Source organism: Acinetobacter sp. YH12100 (assembly GCF_013419135.1).
Taxonomy (GTDB): Bacteria; Pseudomonadota; Gammaproteobacteria; order Pseudomonadales; family Moraxellaceae; genus Acinetobacter; species Acinetobacter pseudolwoffii.
Window position 1 is genome coordinate 82,469 of record NZ_VPAQ01000009.1, and the last position, 24,002, is coordinate 106,470.

General features: G+C 43.3%; 20 protein-coding genes, 2 tRNA genes and 3 pseudogenes. 12 read left to right on the forward strand and 13 right to left on the reverse strand.

Annotation, left to right across the window (positions count from 1 at the left end; translation table 11 throughout):
* Positions 1-76: 76 nt before the first annotated feature.
* Entirely contained in the window at positions 77-1,051 is a 975-nt protein-coding gene (locus tag FTU40_RS07975) for a hypothetical protein (RefSeq protein ID WP_257223530.1), read from the forward strand.
* A 48-nt stretch (positions 1,052-1,099) separates the two neighbouring features.
* Here the strand turns inward: FTU40_RS07975 and FTU40_RS07980 are convergent, their stop codons facing one another.
* Complete coding sequence (locus tag FTU40_RS07980; RefSeq protein WP_005173768.1) at positions 1,100-1,408, reverse strand: helix-turn-helix transcriptional regulator; 309 nt, start codon at positions 1,406-1,408, stop codon at positions 1,100-1,102.
* 354 nt (positions 1,409-1,762) lie between these two features.
* Here FTU40_RS07980 and acnA point away from each other — a divergent pair, with 354 nt between their 5' ends.
* Positions 1,763-4,519, forward strand: a complete 2,757-nt coding sequence (gene acnA / locus FTU40_RS07985; RefSeq protein ID WP_180040443.1) for an aconitate hydratase AcnA — start codon at positions 1,763-1,765, stop codon at positions 4,517-4,519.
* A gap of 268 nt (positions 4,520-4,787) precedes the next feature.
* Here the strand turns inward: acnA and FTU40_RS07990 are convergent.
* From FTU40_RS07990 to FTU40_RS08010, 5 genes and pseudogenes are all read right to left on the reverse strand, one after another.
* Positions 4,788-5,049: pseudogene (locus tag FTU40_RS07990) on the reverse strand (helix-turn-helix domain-containing protein).
* Positions 5,009-5,371 carry an MbcA/ParS/Xre antitoxin family protein gene (locus FTU40_RS07995; protein WP_074383711.1) on the reverse strand — a complete coding sequence of 121 codons (363 nt, stop codon included), beginning with the start codon at positions 5,369-5,371 and terminating at the stop codon, positions 5,009-5,011. The pseudogene FTU40_RS07990 and the gene FTU40_RS07995 overlap by 41 nt, the downstream one beginning before the upstream one ends.
* 128 nt (positions 5,372-5,499) lie before the next feature.
* Positions 5,500-6,651, reverse strand: a pseudogene (locus FTU40_RS15125) (site-specific integrase); the annotation flags it as partial.
* Between the two features lie 162 nt (positions 6,652-6,813).
* Positions 6,814-6,889, reverse strand: a tRNA-Gly gene (locus tag FTU40_RS08005).
* A gap of 48 nt (positions 6,890-6,937) precedes the next feature.
* A tRNA-Gly gene (locus tag FTU40_RS08010) sits at positions 6,938-7,010 on the reverse strand.
* Between the two features lie 233 nt (positions 7,011-7,243).
* On the opposite strand from FTU40_RS08010, the gene FTU40_RS08015 reads away from it, so the two are divergent.
* From FTU40_RS08015 to FTU40_RS08035, 5 genes are all read left to right on the forward strand, one after another.
* Positions 7,244-7,552 (forward strand): BolA family transcriptional regulator, encoded by a 309-nt coding sequence (locus tag FTU40_RS08015; protein WP_005094610.1) that lies wholly within the window; start codon positions 7,244-7,246, stop codon positions 7,550-7,552.
* 9 nt (positions 7,553-7,561) lie between these two features.
* Positions 7,562-7,954, forward strand: coding sequence for a SirB2 family protein (locus tag FTU40_RS08020; protein ID WP_005094609.1), 393 nt, complete (start codon positions 7,562-7,564; stop codon positions 7,952-7,954).
* 95 nt (positions 7,955-8,049) lie between these two features.
* Positions 8,050-8,886 (forward strand): ParA family protein, encoded by an 837-nt coding sequence (locus FTU40_RS08025; RefSeq protein WP_005094607.1) that lies wholly within the window; start codon positions 8,050-8,052, stop codon positions 8,884-8,886.
* A gap of 13 nt (positions 8,887-8,899) precedes the next feature.
* Entirely contained in the window at positions 8,900-9,292 is a 393-nt protein-coding gene (locus tag FTU40_RS08030; protein ID WP_180040445.1) for a hypothetical protein, read from the forward strand.
* Positions 9,293-9,486: 194 nt separating this feature from the next.
* Positions 9,487-10,080: a hypothetical protein gene (locus FTU40_RS08035; RefSeq protein WP_005094603.1), complete on the forward strand. Its 594-nt coding sequence runs from the start codon at positions 9,487-9,489 to the stop codon at positions 10,078-10,080.
* A 21-nt stretch (positions 10,081-10,101) separates the two neighbouring features.
* Here FTU40_RS08035 and FTU40_RS08040 read toward each other — a convergent pair whose 3' ends face one another.
* Positions 10,102-10,740, reverse strand: coding sequence for a DedA family protein (locus FTU40_RS08040; protein ID WP_074383709.1), 639 nt, complete (start codon positions 10,738-10,740; stop codon positions 10,102-10,104).
* Positions 10,741-11,011: 271 nt separating this feature from the next.
* Here FTU40_RS08040 and FTU40_RS08045 point away from each other — a divergent pair, with 271 nt between their 5' ends.
* Both FTU40_RS08045 and guaA read left to right on the forward strand, forming a co-directional pair.
* Positions 11,012-11,374, forward strand: a complete 363-nt coding sequence (locus tag FTU40_RS08045) for a NirD/YgiW/YdeI family stress tolerance protein (RefSeq protein WP_005173783.1) — start codon at positions 11,012-11,014, stop codon at positions 11,372-11,374.
* A gap of 191 nt (positions 11,375-11,565) precedes the next feature.
* Positions 11,566-13,134, forward strand: a complete 1,569-nt coding sequence (gene guaA / locus FTU40_RS08050) for a glutamine-hydrolyzing GMP synthase (protein ID WP_005094597.1) — start codon at positions 11,566-11,568, stop codon at positions 13,132-13,134.
* A gap of 286 nt (positions 13,135-13,420) precedes the next feature.
* Here the strand turns inward: guaA and FTU40_RS08055 are convergent.
* A pseudogene (locus tag FTU40_RS08055) lies at positions 13,421-14,757 on the reverse strand (GGDEF domain-containing protein).
* A 511-nt stretch (positions 14,758-15,268) separates the two neighbouring features.
* Here FTU40_RS08055 and FTU40_RS08060 point away from each other — a divergent pair.
* Positions 15,269-16,216, forward strand: a complete 948-nt coding sequence (locus FTU40_RS08060) for a pirin family protein (protein WP_180040447.1) — start codon at positions 15,269-15,271, stop codon at positions 16,214-16,216.
* A gap of 163 nt (positions 16,217-16,379) precedes the next feature.
* Entirely contained in the window at positions 16,380-17,030 is a 651-nt protein-coding gene (locus FTU40_RS08065; protein WP_180040449.1) for a glutathione S-transferase family protein, read from the forward strand.
* A gap of 48 nt (positions 17,031-17,078) precedes the next feature.
* On the opposite strand, the gene phoR is transcribed toward FTU40_RS08065, so the two are convergent.
* The 3 genes from phoR to FTU40_RS08080 all read right to left on the reverse strand — a co-directional run bounded on the left by phoR (position 17,079) and on the right by FTU40_RS08080 (position 20,100).
* On the reverse strand, positions 17,079-18,437 hold the full coding sequence (gene phoR / locus FTU40_RS08070; protein WP_180040451.1) for a phosphate regulon sensor histidine kinase PhoR: 1,359 nt from the start codon (positions 18,435-18,437) through the stop codon (positions 17,079-17,081).
* Between the two features lie 25 nt (positions 18,438-18,462).
* On the reverse strand, positions 18,463-19,173 hold the full coding sequence (gene phoB / locus FTU40_RS08075; protein ID WP_005094589.1) for a phosphate regulon transcriptional regulator PhoB: 711 nt from the start codon (positions 19,171-19,173) through the stop codon (positions 18,463-18,465).
* Positions 19,174-19,422: 249 nt separating this feature from the next.
* The gene (locus FTU40_RS08080; protein ID WP_005173788.1) at positions 19,423-20,100 is read right to left on the reverse strand and encodes a TetR/AcrR family transcriptional regulator; all 678 of its coding nucleotides are present in this window, start codon (positions 20,098-20,100) and stop codon (positions 19,423-19,425) included.
* 224 nt (positions 20,101-20,324) lie between these two features.
* On the opposite strand from FTU40_RS08080, the gene FTU40_RS08085 reads away from it, so the two are divergent.
* Complete coding sequence (locus FTU40_RS08085) at positions 20,325-21,173, forward strand: SDR family oxidoreductase (protein WP_074383703.1); 849 nt, start codon at positions 20,325-20,327, stop codon at positions 21,171-21,173.
* 97 nt (positions 21,174-21,270) lie between these two features.
* Here FTU40_RS08085 and FTU40_RS08090 read toward each other — a convergent pair whose 3' ends face one another.
* Positions 21,271-22,635, reverse strand: coding sequence for an MATE family efflux transporter (locus tag FTU40_RS08090; protein WP_159138889.1), 1,365 nt, complete (start codon positions 22,633-22,635; stop codon positions 21,271-21,273).
* Positions 22,636-22,763: 128 nt separating this feature from the next.
* Complete coding sequence (locus FTU40_RS08095; RefSeq protein WP_180040453.1) at positions 22,764-23,918, reverse strand: methionine aminotransferase; 1,155 nt, start codon at positions 23,916-23,918, stop codon at positions 22,764-22,766.
* Positions 23,919-24,002 lie beyond the last annotated feature (84 nt).

Here is a 24,002-nt window from a genome sequence, read left to right on the forward strand (position 1 = left end):
ATTTATCTGAGAATATTGCACCATTAAAATCTGGGACTAAACACCTAGTTCTCTGACTTTTTTTGCCCCACGCCGGATGGGAAAAACTGAATTTTTACGAAAAGATATTACGCCCTTAGCAGAACAGCTTGGATGGCGCGTTTTTTATTTCAGTTTTTTAGATGCAGGCCTGCATAGTGAAGGACAGTTTGTAAAAGCTCTTGATGAGTTTTCACAGCAAAATGGCTTGATTGGTAAAGCCAATCATTGGATTAAAAATATTGGCTCTTTAAGTACAGAGGTGGCAGGTGTAAAAGCCGAAGTGACTCTTGCACAAGGGCAAGTGAATTCCAGTATTTTATCTAGTATTACAAAACTGGCTCAGCAGGGTAAACCTATTTTATTGCTACTTGATGAGATTCAGGCTTTAGCTAGTTCAAAATATAAAACAACTATTGCCAGTTTGCGTACTGCTTTAGATATGCATAAAGAAACGATAAAGGTAATTTTTACTGGTTCAAGTCGAGAGGGCTTGAGACAAATGTTTTCTGTGAGTAGTGCTCCATTTTTTCATTATGGGCAGAATTTACCTTTTCCAAATCTAACAAAAGCATTTACAGATCATCTGGCAGATGTATTTAATCAAACAACAGGACGTAGTTTGGATAAAGAAATTTTATGGTGTGCTTTTTTAGATATGAAGCAAAGTCCTCAACTGGTGAGGTCATTGGTTGAGCGTTTAGCATTAAACCCAATGCTGGCTATAGATTTTGCAAAGGAACAGCTTATAGCCGATACAATGGGGCACCGTGACTTTTCAGGATTATGGGGAGAGTTTAAGTTATTAGAACAGCTGCTCTTAAAAGCCATAGCTGAATCACAAGTTGAACTTTACAGTATTCAATTTAGACAGCATCTTGCTGACTCCATCGGTGTAGACAGCATTGCAGTATCAAGTATTCAATCTGCCCTACGTTCTTTATCAAAAAAACAAATTATTTTTAAACCAGAAAATGGTACTTATGAAATCGAGGATGCTCTTTTTAAAGAATGGATTATGGATGAAGCATAAATTTTTTAATAATGGTCAGTACCCGGTAAAATACCTCGTTAAGAGGATTCATGATTCCTCATCTCCGAGAAGACCCTTCCATGGGTTGGTCATTAAGTCATCCTGATCTTCGATCGTGATTTTAATTTCATCATTCAATAATTGTCTGATTAAATGAACTTTATCATCTGGAATGAGCATCAGTTGAGCATTTAATCCTGCCGCGATAATTTCTAAGGTCTCTAATCGTGGATTGCCCTGACTTTCCAGTTTTTGGTACTGCTGTCTTGAAATGCCTGTACGGGATTGCATATTAACTTGCTTTAAGCCCAATAGGGTTCGTCTTTTTTTGATTTGCTGAAGTAAAGATTCATTTATTGTAGACACATTTATTTCTTTTAGGTTCTATAAGAAATATATTAGTTTCTTTTTTAAAGCAATTTATCATTTCGATCTGTAAAACAGCCCTAGCTACGTAGTGATCTGAAATCACTCTGAAAATACGCGGTTCAATTTAACTTATCTCCTTACGGAATTGGCAGAAAAATTGTCGATGCCGGATCTGAACTGTCGACAACTCTCTGGCAAAAATTCCTGGCAGCCCTGCATTTAACTGCCTAGCACAATCCGATAATAAATAATAACAAACCCGCCGCGCAGTTGGCATACAGTAAGTAAAGAAGTGGTGGACTGTGATCATAAAAATAACATCTCAAGCCGGAGGTAAACTAGATGGCCAAGTATAGTGATATCAATAGTTTTAATACCTTAGAAACATTGACCGTCGGTTCAGAACACTATCAGATTTTCAACCTGTCCAAATTGCAAGCGCAATTGGGCGACCTGTCCCGGCTGCCAAAATCTTTAAAAGTCTTGCTGGAAAATTTACTACGTTTTGAAGATCAGCTCACGGTGAAAACCGAGCATATTCATGCGCTGGCAGGGTGGTTAAACAACCAAACCTCAGAACAGGAAATCCAGTATCGTCCGGCACGGGTGCTGATGCAGGATTTTACCGGTGTTCCCGCAGTGGTTGATCTTGCCGCGATGCGTGCAGCGGTGGCCAAAGCCGGTGGTGACCCGGAAAAAATTAATCCGTTGTCACCGGTGGATTTGGTCATCGATCACTCGGTGATGGTCGATTACTTTGCCAGCCCGCAAGCTTTTGAGCAGAATGTCGCCATTGAGATGCAACGCAATGGCGAGCGCTACCAGTTTCTACGTTGGGGGCAGGCTGCGCTCAATCAGTTTCGCGTGGTGCCGCCAGGAACCGGGATTTGCCATCAGGTTAATCTGGAACATCTGGCACAAGTAGTTTGGAGCAATGAGGTCGATGGGCAGCGCTTTGCCTTTCCTGATACCTTAGTCGGTACCGATTCACATACCACCATGATCAATGGCTTAGGCGTGTTAGGTTGGGGAGTGGGCGGCATCGAAGCGGAAGCGGCCATGCTGGGCCAACCGATCTCCATGCTGATTCCAGAAGTGATCGGCTTTAAGCTCATAGGTAAACTCAAAGAAGGTATTACAGCAACTGATCTGGTGCTGACCATTACCCAGATGCTGCGCCAAAAAGGCGTAGTTGGAAAATTTGTCGAATTTTATGGCGATGGTCTGGCCGATTTACCCTTGGCTGACCGTGCCACTATTGCCAATATGGCACCCGAATATGGCGCTACCTGTGGCTTTTTCCCGGTTGATGAGGTAACGCTTTCCTATTTACGTTTAACCGGACGTCAGCCGGAAAGAATTGCCTTGGTAGAGGCCTATAGCAAGTTGCAAGGATTATGGCGTAATCCGGGGGATGAACCCGTCTTTACCGACACTCTGGCTTTAGATATGTCGACAGTAGAAGCCAGTCTGGCGGGCCCGAAACGCCCGCAGGATCGTGTGCTATTGTCGCAAGTGCCAAAAACCTTTCATGCCTTCATGGATCTGACCTTGAAGCCGGTCAAAGAAGAAAAAGAGCGTCTGGAAAATGAAGGAGGGGGAGGTACGGCTGTTGAAGCGAAACAGGCCAACCTGCCACATGAAAATGTTTTTTGTATGATTGATGGTGAAAAATATCCGTTGCAGCATGGTGATGTAGTGATTTCAGCCATTACCTCCTGTACCAATACCTCGAATCCCAGTGTCATGTTGGCAGCAGGCCTATTGGCCAAAAAAGCAATCGAAAAAGGTTTGCAGCGGAAACCTTGGGTGAAAAGTTCACTGGCTCCAGGTTCCAAAGTGGTCAGCGATTATCTTGATGCAGCAGGGTTGACGCCTTATTTGAATCAACTGGGTTATAACCTAGTGGGTTATGGTTGCACTACCTGTATTGGTAATTCGGGACCTTTACCTGAAGTGATTGAAGAAGCTGTGCAATGTTTTGATTTGAATGTAGCCTCAGTGCTTTCCGGAAACCGTAACTTTGAAGGACGGGTGCATCCTTTGGTGAAAACCAACTGGCTCGCCTCGCCACCCTTAGTAGTTGCCTATGGTCTGGTCGGGAATATTCGAACTGATCTCACTGCTGAGCCGATAGGTGAAGGCTTTGATGGCCAAGCAGTTTATTTAAAAGATATCTGGCCGACACAAACGGAAATTGATGCCGCACTGCAGTATGTGAATACCAAGATGTTCCAGAAAGAATATGCGGAAGTGTTTGAAGGCGATGCCAAGTGGAAAGCGATCCAGATTCCACAAAGTCAAACCTATGCTTGGGATGAACAATCAACCTATATCCGGCATCCTCCCTTTTTTGCAGAAATTGATCAGCCGGTGCGACCAATTCAGCCGATCAAACAGGCACGGATTTTGGCTATATTAGGCGATTCAGTCACGACGGACCATATTTCCCCGGCGGGTAATATCAAAAAAGATAGTCCGGCCGGCCGATATTTGCAGCAACAGGGGGTTGATGTAAAAGACTTTAATTCTTATGGCTCCCGCCGTGGCAACCATGAAGTGATGATGCGAGGTACCTTTGCCAATATCCGCATCAAAAACGAAATGCTGGGTGGCGAGGAGGGTGGCAATACCCTGCATATTCCAAGTGCAGAAAAACTCTCGATTTATGATGCGGCAATGCGCTATCAGGCAGAACAAACCCCACTCGTAATGATTGCTGGGAAAGAATATGGTACCGGTTCTTCACGTGACTGGGCGGCCAAAGGCACCAACCTGTTGGGGGTGAAAGCGGTGATTGCTGAAAGTTTTGAGCGGATTCACCGTTCCAATCTGGTTGGCATGGGGGTGTTACCTTTACAGTTTTTAGAGGGTCAAAACCGGCAGATCTTGAACCTAACGGGCCATGAAACACTGTCAATTTTAGGCTTGTCGGATGATATTCATCCGCATCAAATGCTGAAAGTAGATGTGCAACATACCGATGGTACGTGTAGCCATTTTCAAGTGTTGTGTCGTATTGATACCTTGAATGAGGTGGAATACTTTAAGGCCGGTGGTATCTTGCACTATGTCTTGCGCAATTTGCTCGCTTCCTAAATTGAATGATGAAAGCCCGATACCTACCATAATGCCGGTCAGTTAAGAATTGAAAAACTAAAATTATGCTCAATTAAGACATAAATTTAGATCAATTTAAATTCAAATATAAGGAAATTTAGATTTGTTTTTCATCCAAATTTCCTTAACTGACTGGTATTAATCTTTTGATGGGCCTTTTCATAATCTAATGGAGAGCGCTGACCATTGGAACTATGCCTACATTATTAGGTGTAGATATCAAATGTGAACATAGATCTAATCTAATTTATTCATCATATTCCGCAAATATTTCTTCAATTTCATCCCATTCGGCAAGTTAAACTTTTTTTATTCACTTCGAATTGTAAACCCATGCCATCAAGCACACGTTCAAATATGTCAAATGAACCTGTAAAATGGCCATTCTCTATCTCTGAAATTGTTGTTTTATTCACTTTGGTCTTTTCTGAAAGACTTTTCTGTGTATAGCCTAATACTTTGCTTATCTTAAAGTTTAGCCCGAAGACCTTCCACCAATTGTAAAACAGAGGCCAATCCCTGAGGGTTCTGAATCTGTTCTATTGGAATGCCATTCATCAATTTATTGGGTGATTTCATAAAATGCTGCATCCAGGCTGTATCCCCACCTGTCAGAGCATCTAATGATGTGGTAATACGGATTAAAGTGAGGGCGATTTCTCCCTGTTTTGAAGTGGGATCTAATTCAAGAGAGGTTAAAGTTTTCACCGAATCTATACTGAGTATTAAGGCTAGTTGATCCTGTGCAAGACCAAGTCGTTCAGCAGCAGCTAAAACTGCCTTAGCTAATATCATTTTCTGTTTTGCAGTTTTTTCTGATGTTGTACGCATGACCGATCCCTGTTTCAGACGCTGCTAATTCATAGAGTTTATACTATTTAATTATCGTTGATCAGACACTCAATTTTTACTAAATATAGTAAATTTGGTTTTAGATAAGGAAGCAACGGTTAAATTATTTAACAGTATGTAGTTATTTTTAGACCTTCAGCTTTAAGTTCAAGAGATCGTAGTCTACCGATACAGGCTAAATGTAAACAGAATTTAAATGCGGCCAGTGCTTTGGCATCTTTTGTTGAGTAAAGCTGGGGACGAACATAATCTTCTTGAGTGGTAGGATGCTCTGTTGTGCTCGATTTAGCCAGCTTCAGTAATAAAGGCTGTTTCTTTTTATCTAACAATTGTACCAAGTCTTGTCCAAGCAAATGCCAAAATTGATGGGGAAACAGGTCTTTTACCTTGGAATAAAATGATTCCAATTGATCGATTTTATTTCATCGATAATGAATGCCAGTATGCGAAACCGTAACACGACTTAAAAATGTCTCAAGCACCGCTTTTATTTGATCTGGCTTTTTTTCAAAGATATTTTGAATATTTTCAAAGAAATAGTTCCTTGCTGTGCACTCTTCAATGGTATCAATCATGGCGGGTTTTAAAGGTTTATCAAGATGATTCGTGTTGTTGAGATCAAATAACCTTGGGTTGTTTTTTTGAGACTTGAGTTGGCCCAGTTGTTTGGCATTTTTATACCAGTACTCAACCAGTTCTATAGGTAAGCTCATTTCCTGTGAGACCTGATCTGGATCATGATGAATTTCCAGTAAATTTAGGCACTTAAAAAACCATGCAAATGAGATTTTGGATTCCTTTGTTCCTGCGAAATATTTAAAAAAATCATGAGGCTGTGAGTTAAATGAAACCTCATCCAGAATGTCTTCTAAGTTACTTTTTAACCAGTCAGTTTGGTCGTTGAGTAACTGTTGACTTAAATGAATAGCATGCTTTTCAAAATTGAATGGAGTAGTATCTTTTACTGTGTTTAAAAATTTGAAAGAAGGTAGGTAACCCATCATCTTCTTTACTAATTGAGTATCTATGTCTGGATGATATTGCAGTATTTTATGCCCAGCGATCAGGTAGCTCAGATGAATATAGCTTTTAAAGGTTTCTGTAGGGTCAATGTGACCCAGTAAATGGGCAATCATAAACCAATGATTTTGACCATGCGTATTACGGAGTAACTCTGTCCGAATGGACTGATATTCTTCTTCGGTATAATCCGTCACATTCTTGACCAGTGGAGCGTAATTACAGTTCAGAACAACGGATATGGTCGTGGGCACGCCATGGTCACATCTTGGTCACAAAATACAAATTACATTAAGAATATTTTTTATTGAATCGAATAACAAAGGAAGAAGGTTTTTTAAAAAACATAATAAAATCAACATAAAAAAAGCCCCCATCTTTCGATGAGGGCTTTTTGAATCTGGAGCGGGAAAGGAGACTCGAACTCCCGACCCCAACCTTGGCAAGGTTATGCTCTACCAACTGAGCTATTCCCGCGGAGTCTATAAAGTTTTTTAAATGAAAAAACTAAATTAAAAAATTTTGAGCGGGAAAGGAGACTCGAACTCCCGACCCCAACCTTGGCAAGGTTATGCTCTACCAACTGAGCTATTCCCGCATGCCGTGTATAATACAGCATGAAAAAATGTGGTCAACACCTTTGTTAAAATTCTTGTATCAATTGCATAAAATAAAAGCAAAATACTTTGGACCAGACAATAAATCACCAATATTCATGTGGGAATTCATGAAACTTCGCCACAATCAACAGATTGCGCTGTGACAGATTACCAAAATACTCAGCAGAACAAGGTATACTGACTTTATATTTTCAAAGATTGGAGTCAGGCCATGAGCTTAGAACAACAACTGAAAGATCGTTTAGCACAATTATCTCCAACCCATTTAGACGTGGTGAATGAGTCTTCGGGTCATGGCGGTTATTTCCCTGGAAAAGAGTCTCATTTTAAAACTGTGATTGTCAGTCAGGCCTTTGCCGGTTTACGTCCAGTCCAGCGTCATCAGAAAGTCTATGCTGCTGCTGGTGATTTACTGGCCAAAGACAAGATTCATGCGCTGGCAATCCATGCATTTTTGCCTGAAGAATGGGCAGGGCAGGACACGACCAGTCCAGCTTGTGCACATGCACCAAAAAACTAAGAGGAAATGATGGAAACTCAACTTTTAGTCAAAATTATTCATATGTCAGCAGCAGGATTGGCGATTGTCGCCATTCTTGCCCGTGCCTTGACTTTGTTTATTGGTACACAAGGCAACCTACCGAATCCAAAGGCACGAATTGCGCTGGTGGCTTTACAGCATCTGGCCATTACGGTGATCGCGTTTACAGGTATTGTGTCATTGGTGATCAAGGATTTTGATGTGCAACCCTGGTTTTATGCCAAGGTTATTTTATTTTTTGTGCTGGTATCCTCTTTAGCTAAAGCCTATAAAAAAGATGATTCAATCTTGCTGGCACAACGCCGGGCTGGCTTATTTATTGCGGTAGTTTCATTGGTTTCTATTTTGATCTTGGTGATGATCAAGCCGAATTTTGGCTAAAATCAAGCAGGCTGTGACTTCAAGCGCAGTCTGCCTATGTGAATAATTAAAAAATACAAGTGTGATAAAAGTAGTTAAAAATAACAGGAGGGGACATGCATACACGTGTGGTATTTAATCAAAAAGGTGGGGTGGGTAAGTCCAGTATTACCGTTAATCTGGCCGCGATCAGCGCACATCAGGGTTTAAAAACTTTACTCATTGATCTGGATCCACAAGCCAATTCCAGTCAATACGTATTAGGTGACGATGCGACCTATTCAAGTGACAAGCCGGCATTAGAACCGAATATTGAAAACTATTTTGAAAATGTGCTGGGCAATCAGCAAAGTAAAGGCTTGCTCGGCAATGCAATTGGCTCGATTTTGAAAAGCCGTAGCAAAGGTCTGGAAAGTTATGTGCATCAGTCTCCCTTTAAGTATCTGGATGTGATTCCAGCCAGCCCGACACTGGGCGCCTTGGCACATGCACTGGAGTCCAAGCATAAAATCTACAAACTGCGAGATGCTTTACAACAATTGTCCGGGCAATATGATCGGGTGTTTATTGATACCCCGCCGGCATTTAACTTCTTTACACTGTCGGCTTTGATTGCGGCAGACCGCGTGCTGATTCCATTTGACTGTGATGTGTTTTCTAAACGCGCCTTACAGACCCTGATTGAAAATGTCATTGAAACCCAAGATGACCATAATGAAAGACTGGAAATTGAAGGTATTGTGGTGAATCAGTTTCAGGCACAGGCCAGATTACCGCGTGAAGTGGTGCAGCAACTGAAAGATGAAGGATTGCCCGTACTCAATAGTATGTTACCGCCCTCCATCTTAATGAAAGAATCTCATCATAAAAATCAGCCCCTGATTCATTTGGCTACTGATCATAAATTGACTCAGGCCTATCAATCGTTGTTCAATGAGATAGAGCAGAACTAAGATCGAGTTAACTATGAAACTTGTGAAATTAAGCCTGAGTATTGCAGCACTTGCATTGCTGAGTGCTTGTGCAACAACGGTGAAACCCACCTATGTGTCCCCGACCCAGTATCAGACCTTGGGTTGTCAGCAGCTGCAAGGCGAATATAACCGTATTCAGCAATATATCGACAATGGTGTGGAAGCGCCAAAACGCACGGGTGTAGGTCTGGGCGTCGGTCTGGGTGGTGGCTGGGGCAGTCGCGGTGGTTGGGGAATTGGTCCGAGTGTTTCCGTCAATATGGGACAGTCATCCAATACCAAGCGAACCGAACTGGCACGGCTGTTAGGTGAACAGGAAGCGATTGTTCAGGCCGCCCGTTACAAAAATTGTCCGATTGTGGTTCGTCAGAATATTGCTAAATAACAAATTCCTGATCTCCTCATAAATGCTGATCTTGGGTCAGCATTTTTTATGCTTTTTTCAAAATAGCCGAGCTGATATTCCGCTTAATATCACTTGAAATGGCGCGTATCGTCTCAGCATTCTAGATTTATAGAGCTGTTCTGGCGTAAGAATATTGATTAAGCTATAAGCTAGGCCCGGAATAGTTCATCACGATGATTGAAAATTGGTTATTTGTATTGGGGCTAATCGCCGTTCTGATGATTCCAGGGCCGGCGAATGCCTTGGTCGCCAGCTCTGCGTATCAGCAGGGTCAGGCCAAAACCAGCCTTTATATTCCTGCCATTCTGATGGGCTATTTTTATGCGATTAATGTCTGGGCTTTGTTGATTCATCTGGCTTTACCGATCTGGCCAAACTTCAAAAGCTTGCTGTATGTCCTGAGTACCATCTGTGTGGGCTGGATGACGCTGCATTTATATAAGGCCCAGCAGTTAGAACGCTATAGCAAAAATCATCCGCAGATTCGTCCCTGGCAAATGTTTACTGTCACCTTAAGCAATCCTAAAGCAGCATTGTTGGCCTCCGGGATTTTACCCATGGAAACTTGGCAAAGTCCGACCAACTTTGTTCTGGTGTTTGCTGCCTTTTGCTTGAGTACCGTTCCAGTAGGGATTTTCTGGATGGTCTTTGGTCAGGCAATTTTGAGCAGTCACTCTGAAAAAATAAAAGCCGGCCTTATTTATAAAGGCTCGGCTCTGTTTGTACTGCTTTGTCTGATCCCATTACTGATCAAGCTTTGGGATTAAATGCACAGGCTATAAAAAATCTTAAGCTGTTTTACTTTTTTTGAGTCTTTGTTGAATAAAGCCGATCACACCTGGCAAGACACTTAAAATAATAATACCGAAAATCAAATAGGTGAAGTTATCTTTGACGATCGGCATATTACCGAACATATAGCCCAGAATGACAAATGAGCTGATCCAGATAAATCCACCTACTACATTATAGCTCAGGAAATATTTGTAATTCATGCTGCCAGCACCAGCGACAAAAGGTGCAAAGGTACGAGCAAAAGGCACAAAACGCGCAAAAATAATGGTTTTACCACCATGTCTGGCAAAGAATTGCTGAGTTGCCAATAAATGTTTTTTATTGATAAAGCGCGATTCAATCTCGAAAACCCGCGGCCCGATATATTTGCCAATATGGTAATTCAGGGTATCGCCCAATACTGCCGCAACAAATAAAAGCGGAATCAGTACCCAGGGATCCATCACACCTGTAGACGCTGCCAAAGCACCTGCTGCAAATAGCAAGCTGTCGCCGGGCAGGAACGGCATCACCACCAAACCTGTTTCCACAAAGATAATCAGGAAAAGAATGGCATAAATCCAGATCCCGTAATTGGTGATAAATTCAAGCAAGTGATCATCAACATGCAAGATAAAATCAATCAGTTCCATGAGCCCAGTACAAGCAAAAGTGTGCTCAAATCCTAACAGCGATCACCTATAAAGTCAGTAATAAAAGTCGACTATTTTGCGGCTTATTTTTCTGCTGTCGGGCGAATCCCTTCACTTTTAAAGTGGATGTATCAGCGTATAAACATATTTTTATTGGGGCTTTTTGAGCAGACAACACAAGTTCATCATGGCGTTACACAACGTCTGCGGCATCTATTTCGGCTTTCTGTTTAGATCATAGAATCATCATAAAAATGGCAGGTCAAAACACATGAAAAAATATATTCTGGCGACACTGGTTCTGGCAGCTGCCAGTCCGGCACTTTGGGCTAAATCAGATCAGGCTATTCTGGAGGAAGCAAAACAGAATGTAGTCAGTATTGCTCAGGCACATAAAATGAAAGATGAAACCGGCGTGACCTTAAGGGGGCAGATCGTCAAACAGCGTGCAGCACAAAGTGACGAATTTGAATTAAGAGATAAAACCGGCAGCATCATGATTGATGTGGATGACGACCACTGGAAAAGATTAAAGCTCAAAGCAGGCGATCGGGTAGAAGTCTGGGGCGAGGTCGATACGCACCGCAACAAACCCACCGATATTGAAGTGATTCAGATTGAACGCGTGAAATAAACCATTCATTTGGCTGGAACAGGAAAGCAGCGAAACTCTGCTCTCCTGTGAACCAGTCAAAAATGAGGGCATTATTTTCTGAAATTTCTTAACTGTTTAATATTTAAACCAATTGGAATAGTGTGCTTAAACACAAGAAAAATGCTAGAATACGGCGCTTATCTTTCGTTTGCCTTTCATAGTTGTTCGTCATGACTACCAATACTCAAATTACTGAAGATCGTATCCTGATTCTGGATTTCGGTTCTCAATATAGTCAGCTCATTGCACGCCGTGTCCGTGAAGCTGGTGTATATTCTGAAATGTATGCCTATGATATGTCTGAAGAAGACATTCGTGCATTTAATCCAAACGGTATCATCTTGTCTGGTGGACCTGAGAGCGTTCACCTTGAAGGCAGCCCGCGTGCGCCACAAGTGGTATTCGAGCTCGGTGTACCGGTATTGGGTATTTGTTATGGCCTGCAAACCATGTGCGAACAGCTTGGCGGTAAAGTCGAGCCAGGTACTGTGCATGAGTTCGGTTATGCAGAAGTTGATATCGTGGTACGTGACAAGCTGATCGGTAATTTACAGGACCGTGAAAACCAGTTGCATGTCTGGATGAGTCATGGTGACAAGGTTGCCCGTATTCCAGAAGGCTTCCAGATCACTGCACAAACTCCAAGCTGTCCAATTGCGATGGTGTCTGACGAAACTCGTGGTTTCTATGGTATTCAGTTCCATCCTGAAGTGACACATACCTCTAAAGGGGCAGAATTACTGTCGAACTTCGTTCATCAAATTTGTGGTTGCCGCGGTCTATGGACGCCAGAACACATTATTGATCTACGTGTAGAACAGCTTCGCCAACAGATCGGTGATGAAAAAGTATTACTTGGTCTTTCAGGTGGTGTGGATTCATCTGTCGTTGCAGCGCTGTTGCATAAAGCGATTGGTGATCAGCTGACATGTGTGTTTGTCGACAATGGTCTGCTTCGTTTGAACGAAGGTGATCAAGTGATGCAAATGTTTGCTGACAATATGGGGATTCGTGTCATCCGTGCTGCTGCAGAAGAGCGTTTCTTGACTGCACTTGCAGGCGAAGTTGATCCTGAAGCAAAACGTAAAATTATTGGCCGTGAGTTTATTGCAGTCTTTGCTGAAGAAGCACGTAAATTAGATGGGGTAAAATTCCTGGCTCAAGGTACGATTTATCCAGACGTGATTGAATCTGCTGCAAGCAAACAGGGCAAGGCACATGTGATTAAATCGCACCACAACGTGGGTGGTTTACCAGCAGACTTGGCTTTTGAACTGGTTGAACCATTACGTGACTTGTTTAAAGATGAAGTACGTAAATTGGGTACCACTTTGGGCTTGCCACACAGCATGATTTACCGTCATCCATTCCCAGGCCCAGGTCTAGGTGTGCGTATCTTGGGTGAAGTGAAAAAAGAATATGCAGACATTTTACGTCTTGCTGATGACATTTTTATGCAGGAACTTCGTGCCAGCGGTTGGTATGACAAGACTGCTCAAGCATTTGCGGTATTCCAGCCGGTGAAATCTGTCGGTGTTGTCGGTGATGGTCGCCGTTATGCATGGGTAATTGCACTGCGTGCAGTAGAAACTGTGGACTTTATGACTGCTCGTTTCGCGCATCTTCCTTATGATCTAGTCGATAAAATCTCGACTCGTATCATGAATGAAATTAAAGATGTTTCTCGTGTTGTGTATGACGTATCGTCTAAACCACCTGCAACTATTGAATGGGAGTAAAATCGGGATTTCTAAAAGCGATAGCTTTTAGCCGATTTTACGCCAAGAGCTATGCTCGCGGCAGTGAGGGATTTTACGAAGCACGGCTTCTTGCCTGAATGATGCCAAGCGCTATGCACGTGGTAAATATCTGGTTGATCGGAGATATCCCGATAAAAAAGAGCGCTTCGGTGCTCTTTTTTATGAGGATTTTTTCTTCGTGATAGAATATGCAACTTTTCCATGTAAAGTTTATAAAAATTTAAGCTTTCACTAATATTCCTGATTTCATTATTTAAAGGGCAGATCAGAATTGCTTGGTTTGATTGGCCTTTGAATGACCTTGCTGGGTCACGGGCTTAAAGGCATTCCAGGGATTGGCTGGAGCAGGTTTGGGCTTTCCAGCATTTTGGAATGATAAACTTCAATCCGATTTCGGCCTGATTTTTTCGCCTGATATAAAGCGATATCGGCTTGCTTGATCAGCTCCTCCAGCTTTTGCGTAGGCGACTCCAGTTCTGCTATACCAATCGAAATGGTAAAACGAATGGGCTGGTTCGGTTTGGCATAAACAAATTGTTTCTGAATTGCACAACGAATTCGCTCTGCAATCACCAGACTGTCTGGCAGCTGGGTATCTTCCAAGAGAGCAATAAACTCTTCACCACCAAAACGTGCCAGTACATCGCTATGGCGCATTTCTTTACGGGTGACTTCAGCAATCAGTTGTAGTACGCGATCGCCGATGTCATGCCCATAGTTGTCATTGATATTTTTAAAATGATCGACATCAAACATCAGCAGGCAGGTGCTGGCATGTTTGGGCCATTGATGAATAGAACGTTCAGCCATATCGACAAAATGGCGGCGGTTGTATAACTGGGTCAAATCATCCGTATGTGCCAGATTTTTTAAGGTTTGATAGTTCCATTCGTCCAGCAAAGAGCGCAGGAAGGAACGCCGTACGTTCAGAATATTATTCCAGTTAATATAAATGCTAAAAAACCAGAGTGGACTAAAAACGACAGTAAAAATAAAGGCTTGAGATGCATTCATTAACTGGGTCACTCCAATCATGATAAACAGGGCAATCAAGATGGAACAATAGACCGCAACTTTAAATTGGGTCTGTATACACAGATTGGCGATGAGAATAAAGATCGCAGAGGCATAAATATAGGTAGCAACATGGGGGCTGCTTGAAAGCACCAGCAAGCCAATCCATGCAGCTGCAGCCACAGTGGTGGCGATCGGCAGGATTCTATCTAGAATCTGAATATTTTTATATGTGTTAAACAAGTAATAACAGCAAAGCATAGCGCCTAGAACCAAGATGACGCGCATCAGACCAGAAATAAAAAACATGTCTGGAATAATCAGAATATCGGCAAAGAAATACAGCAAAAAGGCAATTTGTGCCAGATAGTTGATTTGACGTAAATTAGTATGACTATGCGTATAGACATAATCGTGAAAATATTGCTGAAACGGGGCAGGAATACGGGCATGAGAGTCTGTCAGCGCCTGTTCGATTAGCTGACGGTTTTGCAGATCACATTCAGATAATTTCAGTGATTTATCGGTCATCGAGTTTTGAAAAGATATATTCGCCGTTGAATATATATTTTCATGCTGAGCAGACATGTCCTGGTCCAGGATTATTTTTATAGGTGCCTATTATGCCGTGATTGGATGAAAAATAACCTCCCTAAAATTGGGTATCTGACTTAAATTTGACTTTAAAACGTAACAAAAATTATATTTTTTAGCTGCGAAAGTGATTGAAATCCATAAAAATAATTTTTAATTGCTTTAATTTTTAAATTAAAATCATTCGTTTCACGTGAAACATTGGGTAATTGGGCCAGCAATGTCGAAATGGCTTCTAGCGCAGGCTTGAGAGCACCCTAATCAGCATTGAGCCACTTCCACTCAGGCTGTTACACTGCGAAATTCAGGTTTGATCGCTTGAACAGGAGTTAGATCGATCAAGCGATGTTAAGGGTTTTATACGTATCTAAATATTTCCAAAGATAGATTTTGCAAATAGACCCTGTACATTGTCCTGAATAGGGAGACATCTTGCAGCAGTCCAAGGGAAGAATGTTTCACATAATTTAAGATTTAGAATGAAAATGTCGAGGTGAGCTCAGCCATGTCGAATAATAGTGATATTGAACTGTCCAATTCGGATGATTGTGAAAAATATGTCAATCAGTTTATTCAGGAATTCCCTTTACGCCGTGCCAAAATCGGACAGGGTACCGTAATCAAACGTGCCTTGCCCAGCCGACATAAACGCATGATTGGTGCCTGGTGTTTTCTAGATCATGCCGGTCCGGCCAGCTTTCCACAAGGCGATGGCCTAGATGTTGGGCCACATCCCCATATTGGTCTGCAGACCTTTACCTGGATGCTGCAAGGCACCATGATGCACAATGACAGTTTAGGTACTCAGCAGCTAATTCGTCCCAAACAGGTCAATCTGATGACCTCGGGCTATGGTATTTCACATACGGAAGTTTCTCCAGAAAGCGAAACGCATATGCATGCGGCGCAGTTATGGATTGCCTTACCGGATGACAAGATCAATATGGCACCGGCTTTTGAGCATTATCCTGAATTGCCTGTGGTTAATGATCAGGGCATTGAATTTACCGTCTTAGTCGGTGAATATTTAAAAACCGTTTCACCGGTAAAAGTGCATAGTGAACTGCTCGGGGTAGACCTGTATGCAGCAGAAAGTACCAGTGCGCGCTTAGCCCTGAATCCAAAATTTGAATATGGTTTTATGGTACTTGAGGGCACGGCCAGCATTAATGGGCATGAACTGACGGAAGATAACATGCTGATCCTTGAACTGGGATTAGAGCAGGTTAATGCTGATATTCATGCCGGGAGCCGTGTGCTACTTATTGGTGGTGAACCATTTGAAAGCCCGATTTTACTGTGGTGGAATTTGGTCGGACGTACCACCGAGGAACTTAAAATTGCGCGGCAACAATGGATTGAAGGGCATGAGCGTTTCGGTTCCATTCCTGCTTATGACGGGCCACGTTTAGAAGCTCCAGCATTTCCCGACCGGATGCGTGCCTCCAGATAAATGATCAAAATGACAGGGATGGATGCAGCCCTGTCTGATTTGAACTAAAAATCGTGAATTTGCAATCGAGGGAACATATCATTACAGTCATCAAAACATGAGCTAAATTTTGCTGCTTTTTGCTATGCTCAGTGAGCAACAACAATAAAATCATGAGTCTAATATGCGTGTCTTACATCATCTCGAACAATCACGATCATTTCGTATTCTCTGGGCCATGGAAGAATTAGGGCTGGATTACGAGGTTAAATATTATCAGCGCCAGCCTAATCTTTCTGCGCCTGCTGCCTTAAAACAGATTCATCCCTTAGGTAAGGCACCAATTCTGACCGATCAGGAGCAGGTACTGGCGGAATCTGCGGCGATCCTGGAGTATTTACAGGAAAGCTATGATGAACAGCAGCAGTTTCGCCCAGAAGATCCTGCCGATAAGGCCCAGTACCGTTACTGGATGCATTATGCAGAAGGTTCATTAATGCCGCTGCTGGTGATGCAACTGGTGATGACTACTGTACCGAAACATACCCCGTTGCTGATTCGGCCTGTAGCCAAGAAAATCTGTGATGGAGTGAAGAAACAGTTTGTACAGAGCCGCTTAAAAGATCATATCCAGTTTCTGGAAAGCTATTTGAGCGAGCATGATTATTTTGCCGGACATTTCAGTTTTGCCGATATTCAAATGAGTTTTCCTTTGGAAGCGATGCAGAGTCGGACAGGCCAAAGTTATCCGGCCATTCAGGCCTATCTGAAACGGGTCTCGCAACGTGCAGCCTATGCGCGTGCACTGAGTAGGGAAAAACAGATCAGCTCTTAAATGCTTAAAAGAAAAGGTGCCGATGGCACCTTTTTTGATTTTGTGAGATTACTCCGGGAAGCTGAGACGTTCTTTGGGGAAAATTACCTTAAAAGTGGAACCCTGGTTTTCCTTGGAGTCAATTTCGAGATGTGCCTGATGTTGCATCAGGACATGCTTAACAATTGCCAATCCTAAACCGGTGCCACCGGTGCGCCGGCTACGGTCTGAATCGATCCGGTAAAAACGTTCGGTCAGACGTGGCAAGTGTTTGGGATCAATTCCGATGCCGTTATCTTCTACTACAAAATAGGCAGATTCACCATCATCATGCCACCCCATGGTAATGATTCCACCTTTAGGCGTATATTTAATCGCATTGGTGATCAGGTTGCTAAAGGCGCTGGCCAGTTCCATATCTGAACCGATCAGATCGCAATGACTGTCAATGTCCAGATTCAGGGTATGACCATAATCGATATTATAGGCCTGTGCATCATCAAATAGCTGATTCATCAGACTTGGCATTTCGATGATTTGGTTTTTGGCAATATTTTTGTCATTTTCCAGACGTGACAGCAGTAGCAGGTCATTCACCAGCGCGTTCATGCGTCGGGTCTGCGACTGCATCTGATCAAAGGCGCGTTTCCAGCGCGGATTGATATCTTCCTGATCGGTAAAGGTTTCAATATAGCCACTGAGTACGGTCAAAGGCGTGCGCAGCTCATGCGAAATATTATCGACAAAATCTTTACGCATCTGTTCCAGATTGTGCATCCGGGTCACATCATAGGCGACCAGTACCCGGCTTTCTCCACCAAAGCGGGTCATTTTGACCTGGACATAATGATCTTCGAACAGCGAAGATCTCATTTTCAGGCCATCCGGTGACTCATCAATATGATGATAATATTCAATAAAACTCGGCTGGCGCAGCAAAGTTAAAATATTACGGCGACGGTCATCACTGGAGATCCCGAGTAGACGTTCGGCGGCTGGATTCCACCATTCAATCTGCTGGTTTTCATCAATTAAAACCACCGCTTCTTGCAAGGCCACCAGTGAAGACTGTGCTCGATCGATCAGTTCCACCATTTCTGCCTGAACAATCCGTTCCTGCCGCTGAGCGCGATAAACATTAAATAACAGTGCGCCCCAAATCCCGCCGATATTCGGCGGAACATCATAAGGGCGATTAGAAATCCATTCATTGACCAGATATAAAGAGCGCATCTGGGTGCTAAAGAACGCCACAAAGGCAATGACGATACAAATCCAGAAATACCCAATCCCAAAACCGATAAGGCTGGCGATGATCAGGAAAAAAGCCAGTAAGCGTAAATCCTGTTTGGCAAAATCCCATAAACTGCTGTAACGGATTCTTTTGTGCTCACGTGCCAGTTCGGGGACAGGGTAGGGTTCATACATAAAACAAGATTTACCTTAAAAGACGTTAACCTAAAGCCACATCTGCACGGGTTGAAAAACGGTAACCGGTTCCACGTACGGTTTGTACATAGCGGTTTGCGCCATAAGGTTCCAGCACTTTGCGCAAACGGCGTATATGGACGTCAATAGTACGGTCTTCAATATAGACGTTGCCGCCCCAAACCTGATCCAGTAATTGTGCACGGGTATAGGCACGTTCCGGATGGGTCATAAAAAACGCCAATAGACGGTATTCAGTGGGCCCCATTTCCAGAATTTTATCGCCAAAATTAACCCGCTGACTGACCGGATCCAGAATCAGGCCATTGGCATCAATGGTTTTTTCACCGCTGAGTGCATTGGCACGGCGCAGGACAGCTTTAATGCGTGACACCAGTTCCCGGGTCGAGAACGGCTTGGTCATGTAATCATCGGCACCGGCATCCAGACCTTGTACTTTGTGGTCTTCTTCACCGCGTGCGGTCAGCATGATCACCGGAATTTCTGACAGGCTTTCATCACGTTTCAGACGACGACATAGATCTACACCGCTGATCCCGCCCGGCATCATCCAGTCCAGCAAAATCAGTGCCGGACGTTGATCCACAATCATCTGATGCGCCTGCTTGGCATCTTCGGCCTGTAAGCATTGAAAACCGGCCATATCCAGAGAGGTATGGATCATTTCCCGAATCGGGAGTTCGTCATCGACGATTAATATGTAGTCATCTTTCACAACGCAATACCCTATTTCATGTAAACGGTGAACCGTTTTATATTTATGACAGGCTTATTACAAAGACTAATTATGACAGTATCATTGCAGAAAGGGAAAAACTGCTGAAATTCGCAAAGATTTGTGACAATTTTAGTAAAGAAACTTGTTAAAAAATCATAAATTAATTTTACTTTTATCGGTGCTTCAGCAGAAATTAGCAACCTGTTTTAGAATGCAGAAAATCTGATTAAACCTTCGATTTAACAGCTATTTTTTGTCGGAAAATGACTCCAATAATGCCAAAAATACCACACTGCATGATGATAAAACTTCCTCAAGTGACTGCTTGAATCCACTCATGACCCAGCGAATGGCAATTTGGGTGACATAGCCATTTAAACCGGTCGACACCAGTGAAATTTCCTGCTCACTACGATTTAACTGCGGCATCATTAACATGACAAAGGCATGAATCATGCGGTCGAAGCGCGACATGGTTTCATGAATGGTGGCCTGATTATGCAACTCCTGCACCAGCATGGCATCAATATAAATGATCCGTGCCATACGCGGATTGTCACGCAAGGTGCTAAGCAAGGCGGTTAGCCCCGCTTCAATCATTTTTTTCGGATCAGTGGATGCCTGCATCATAGCCTGCATGACATTCTGTTGCAGTTCATCAATCAGTTTTAAAAAGATGGTCTGAAACAGGTGCTCACTTTTTTTAAAAGATTCATAAAAATAACGTTCAGTCAGTTTGGCTTCATTGCAGATATCTTTCACGGTTACTGAAAAAAAGCCATGGCTGCCATAAGCTTCAATGCCGGCTTCAATCAGCTTTTCACGACGTACCTGCTGTCGCTCAGCCATCGACAGGCCTTTAAACTGACGTTCCTTGCTTTTGGGTGGTCGTGATGGTGCTGCTGCATTGATTGAATCGGTCATAAGGCCTGGCTACTCATCTGCATGAAGATTTTGAATATCTTAGCAATAAATCACGCTTTGACCTATGTCGAAATTCAGCAGAGAAATTTGGCCGCTAAGGACATCGGATAATTATTGACAATATATATTGTCAATAATTATATTGAGGGTCTGTGCTAACTCCTGAAACAACAGAACAAGATCCTGCTGTCATGGAAGAGCAGTTATTTACATAAGGAAATTCAATGAAAAATTTTAAGAATAAAGTCGCTGCCATTACCGGTGCCGGTTCAGGGATCGGTCAGCAGCTGGCAGTTTTGCTGGCACAGCAAGGCTGTCATCTGGCACTGAGTGATATTAATGAACAGGGACTGGCACAAACGGTTGAATTGTTGCAGGGCAGTGATGTTCGGGTGACGATTCAAAAAGTCAACGTGGCCAAGCTACAAGAGGTACGCAGCTGGGCAGCACAGGTGGAGCAGGATCATGGCAGTGTCAATATGATCTTTAACAATGCCGGCGTGGCACTTGGCTGTACCGTAGAAGGTGCGAGCTATGAAGATCTGGAATGGATCGTCGACATTAATTTCTGGGGCGTGGTGTATGGCACCAAAGAATTTCTGCCTTTAATCAAGAAAACCGGCGATGGTCATGTGATTAATATTTCCAGTCTGTTTGGTTTAACCGCGCAGCCGACCCAGTCGGCGTATAACGCGACCAAGTTTGCAGTGCGTGGTTTTACCGAATCCTTGCGTCAGGAACTGGATTTGCAAAATTGTGGCGTGAGCGCACTTTGTGTACATCCGGGGGGAATCCGTACCAATATTGCCAATGCTGCGAAAATGAATGACAGTATGCTGACCTTGGGCATGAATCCGGAAAAAGCCGCCCGTAATTTTAATAAACTGCTGCGTTGCCCGCCAGTAGAAGCCGCTCGTCAGATTCTGGAGGCGGTACAGAAAGACAAACGCCGTTTATTAATTGGTAACGATGCCAAAGCTGTTGATTTGATTCAACGGATCTTGCCAAGCGGCTATCAGCATGTCACTGCACTGGCAAGCCAATTCGGCAAAAAGAAGAAAAAATCTGCTTAAATCATTGGATATTAAACCCGCAAAAGCGGGTTTTTAATCTTTTATTGTAGATCAGGAGTGAGTTGCTGTAAGGCTGTAGGCATGTAAAATAATGAAGCTAAACCAATATTTTAATGGTTTTTTTCTTCCAGACCAACTGATAATACAGTCCCTGCAAAATACACATGCTGACAAAGGCCAATGCATAGGCATACCAGATCCCTTCCAGCCCCCACCACCGGCTAAACAGATAAGCGGCAGGAACTTCAATACAGAGAATTGCAAAAATATTGATCAGCATCGGTGCAGTTACCGTACCACTTGAACGCATAATTGACGCAAAAATGGCGCTGGCACCAAAGAATAAAATAGACCAAAGCACAATGAATAAAAGTTGCTGACCCAGCACCACGACCTGAGGATCAGTAATAAACAGTGCCATTAAATATTTTGAGAACAGATAGGCCAAAACCACCAAACCGCCAGTAAACAGAATATTCATACTGAGTGCAGTCCGTGTGACTTTATTCAGCAAATCGGATTTTCCTGCACCAATCGCTTGTGCACCAAACACAGAAGCTGCAATCGCAATCGACAGAGCAGGAAACTGGATATAATTTAACACCTGGTTGACCGCACCATAGGCAGCCGTTGCTTCTGCGCCATAGCGGTTGACCAAGCCGACAATCACCAGACCGGCGACAGAAGTCGTGATCATCTGTATTCCAGTCGGAACGCCCAGACTTAAAATAATTTTGCTTAATTTAGGCTGATGGCGGATATGTTTTAATAATGCCCAGTCGAGCCTGAGCGGATGTTGTTTATAATTTAAATACAGGACTAGAAACAACAATACGGCCAGATTACCCAAAATGGTGGCAATTGCCGGCGAGATAATGCCCATTTGGGGAAAGCCAAAATATCCGGCAATTAATATCGGGGTGACTACCAAGCCCACGCCAATGGTGAGTGCGGAAGCAAACAGCGGTGTGGTGCTGTCGCCTACACCGCGCAAGATAGAGGTATAAATAATATAAATAAAAATTAGGGGACTACCTGCCAGCATCCATTGCACATAGGGCAAGGATAAATGCATCACCTCCGGATCTGTACCGAGCGCCAAGAGGATATTTTCGGCAAAAATCACACCAAACAGCGCGATCAAGCTTCCGCCAATCAAGGTCATAAATAAAGTTGAACCGACCACACAGCGCACTTTTTCGATATTTTTTGCGCCCCAGGCCTGTCCAATAAGTACAGTAGAACCGGCAGATAAGCCAATGACAAAAGCCATCAAACAAAACAGGATCGGGAAAAATACCGCAACCGCAGCAATGGCATTGACTCCCAGCATTTGCCCGACAAAAACCGTATTAATCGTGCCTGAAAGGCTTTGCAGGATATTGGTTGCAATTAATGGCAACAGAAATACCAGAAAGGCCTTCCATAAATTCTGTTGTTGGATCAGTGATTGCTGTGCCATGCTCTATCCTGTTATTGATTTTTCATCTATTTAATTATGTTGCTATTATTGAATAAAGCAGAAATAAAGGCCTTAGCTTTTAAGTAACTAAGGCATTTATTTTATAAGAATTTTAGTTAAAATTTGAATTAAACCTTTGAAAGAATTTGACCTGCCTGAATCAGGGTCTGTTCTTTTTTTGCAAAACAGAACCTGAGCAGGCGTAAATCGGCAGGCGGTTGCTGGTAGAACACAGAGACTGGAATTGCCACGATCCCGTGTTGCTCTGCCAGAAAATGACACATCTCTACATCATTTAAATCAGGCCGGATAGCCGAATAATCGAGATTCTGGAAATAAGTTCCTTGAGAGGGCGTCCATTTAAAACGTGATGTTTCAATTGATGAATTAAATAGATCACGTTTGTTTTGATAGAACCGTGAAAGTTCGCGTATATGTTCAGGATGCTGTTGCATGTATTCCGCCAAAGCCACCTGAATCGGAGTCACGCCACAGAAGCTGGCAAACTGATAAATCTGTCTGAACATTTTCATGAGTGGCGGTGCCGCAATACAAAAACCGGTTTTCCAGCCGGTGACATGAAAGGTTTTACCAAAAGAACCGATCACGAAGCTACGCTCGCGCAGTTCAGGAAATGACCAGGCTGAATGGTGCTGAACGCCGTCAAAAACCAGATGTTCATAGACTTCATCGGATAACACCACAATATTGCGCTCACGGATCAGCTCAATCAGATGCTGCCAGTCTGCTCTGGACCAGACACTACCGCTGGGATTGTGAGGAGTGTTGACCACAATCATGCGGGTATGGTCATTGATGGCATCTTTCACCTGATTCCAGTCCACAGAAAACTCTGGATGCTGTAATGCAATATGTACGGGGGTTGCACCAGCCAGCTGTATTGCAGGTGCATAACTGTCATAGCTCGGATCGAAAATAATCACTTCATCACCCGCACGAACTGTGGCCTGAATCGCACAAAAAATCGCAATTGTGGCGCCGGAAGTAATCGTGATCTCTTCTAGCGGGTCAATGCTCAGCTGATCGCGCTGTCGATACAGATCGGCCACCAGCCCACGCAATATCGGCAAGCCATCTCCAGGTGCATACTGGTTAAATCCGTTATGACTGGCCCGGCTCAAAGCCTCAATCAATGCCGGTGGCGCAGGAAAGTCTGGAAATCCCTGTGAAAGGTTCAATGCGCCGAGTTTTTGTGCCAGGGCCGACATGGTGCTAAAAATCGTGATGCCTAGATCAGGCAGTTTAGAGGGGAATTCCAGCATGTCCTTGGCCTTGAAAATAAGATTGAATCCAGTGTAGCAGCAAGTTCTACTCTGGATAATCAGAAAATTCTGAAATATTTGGCA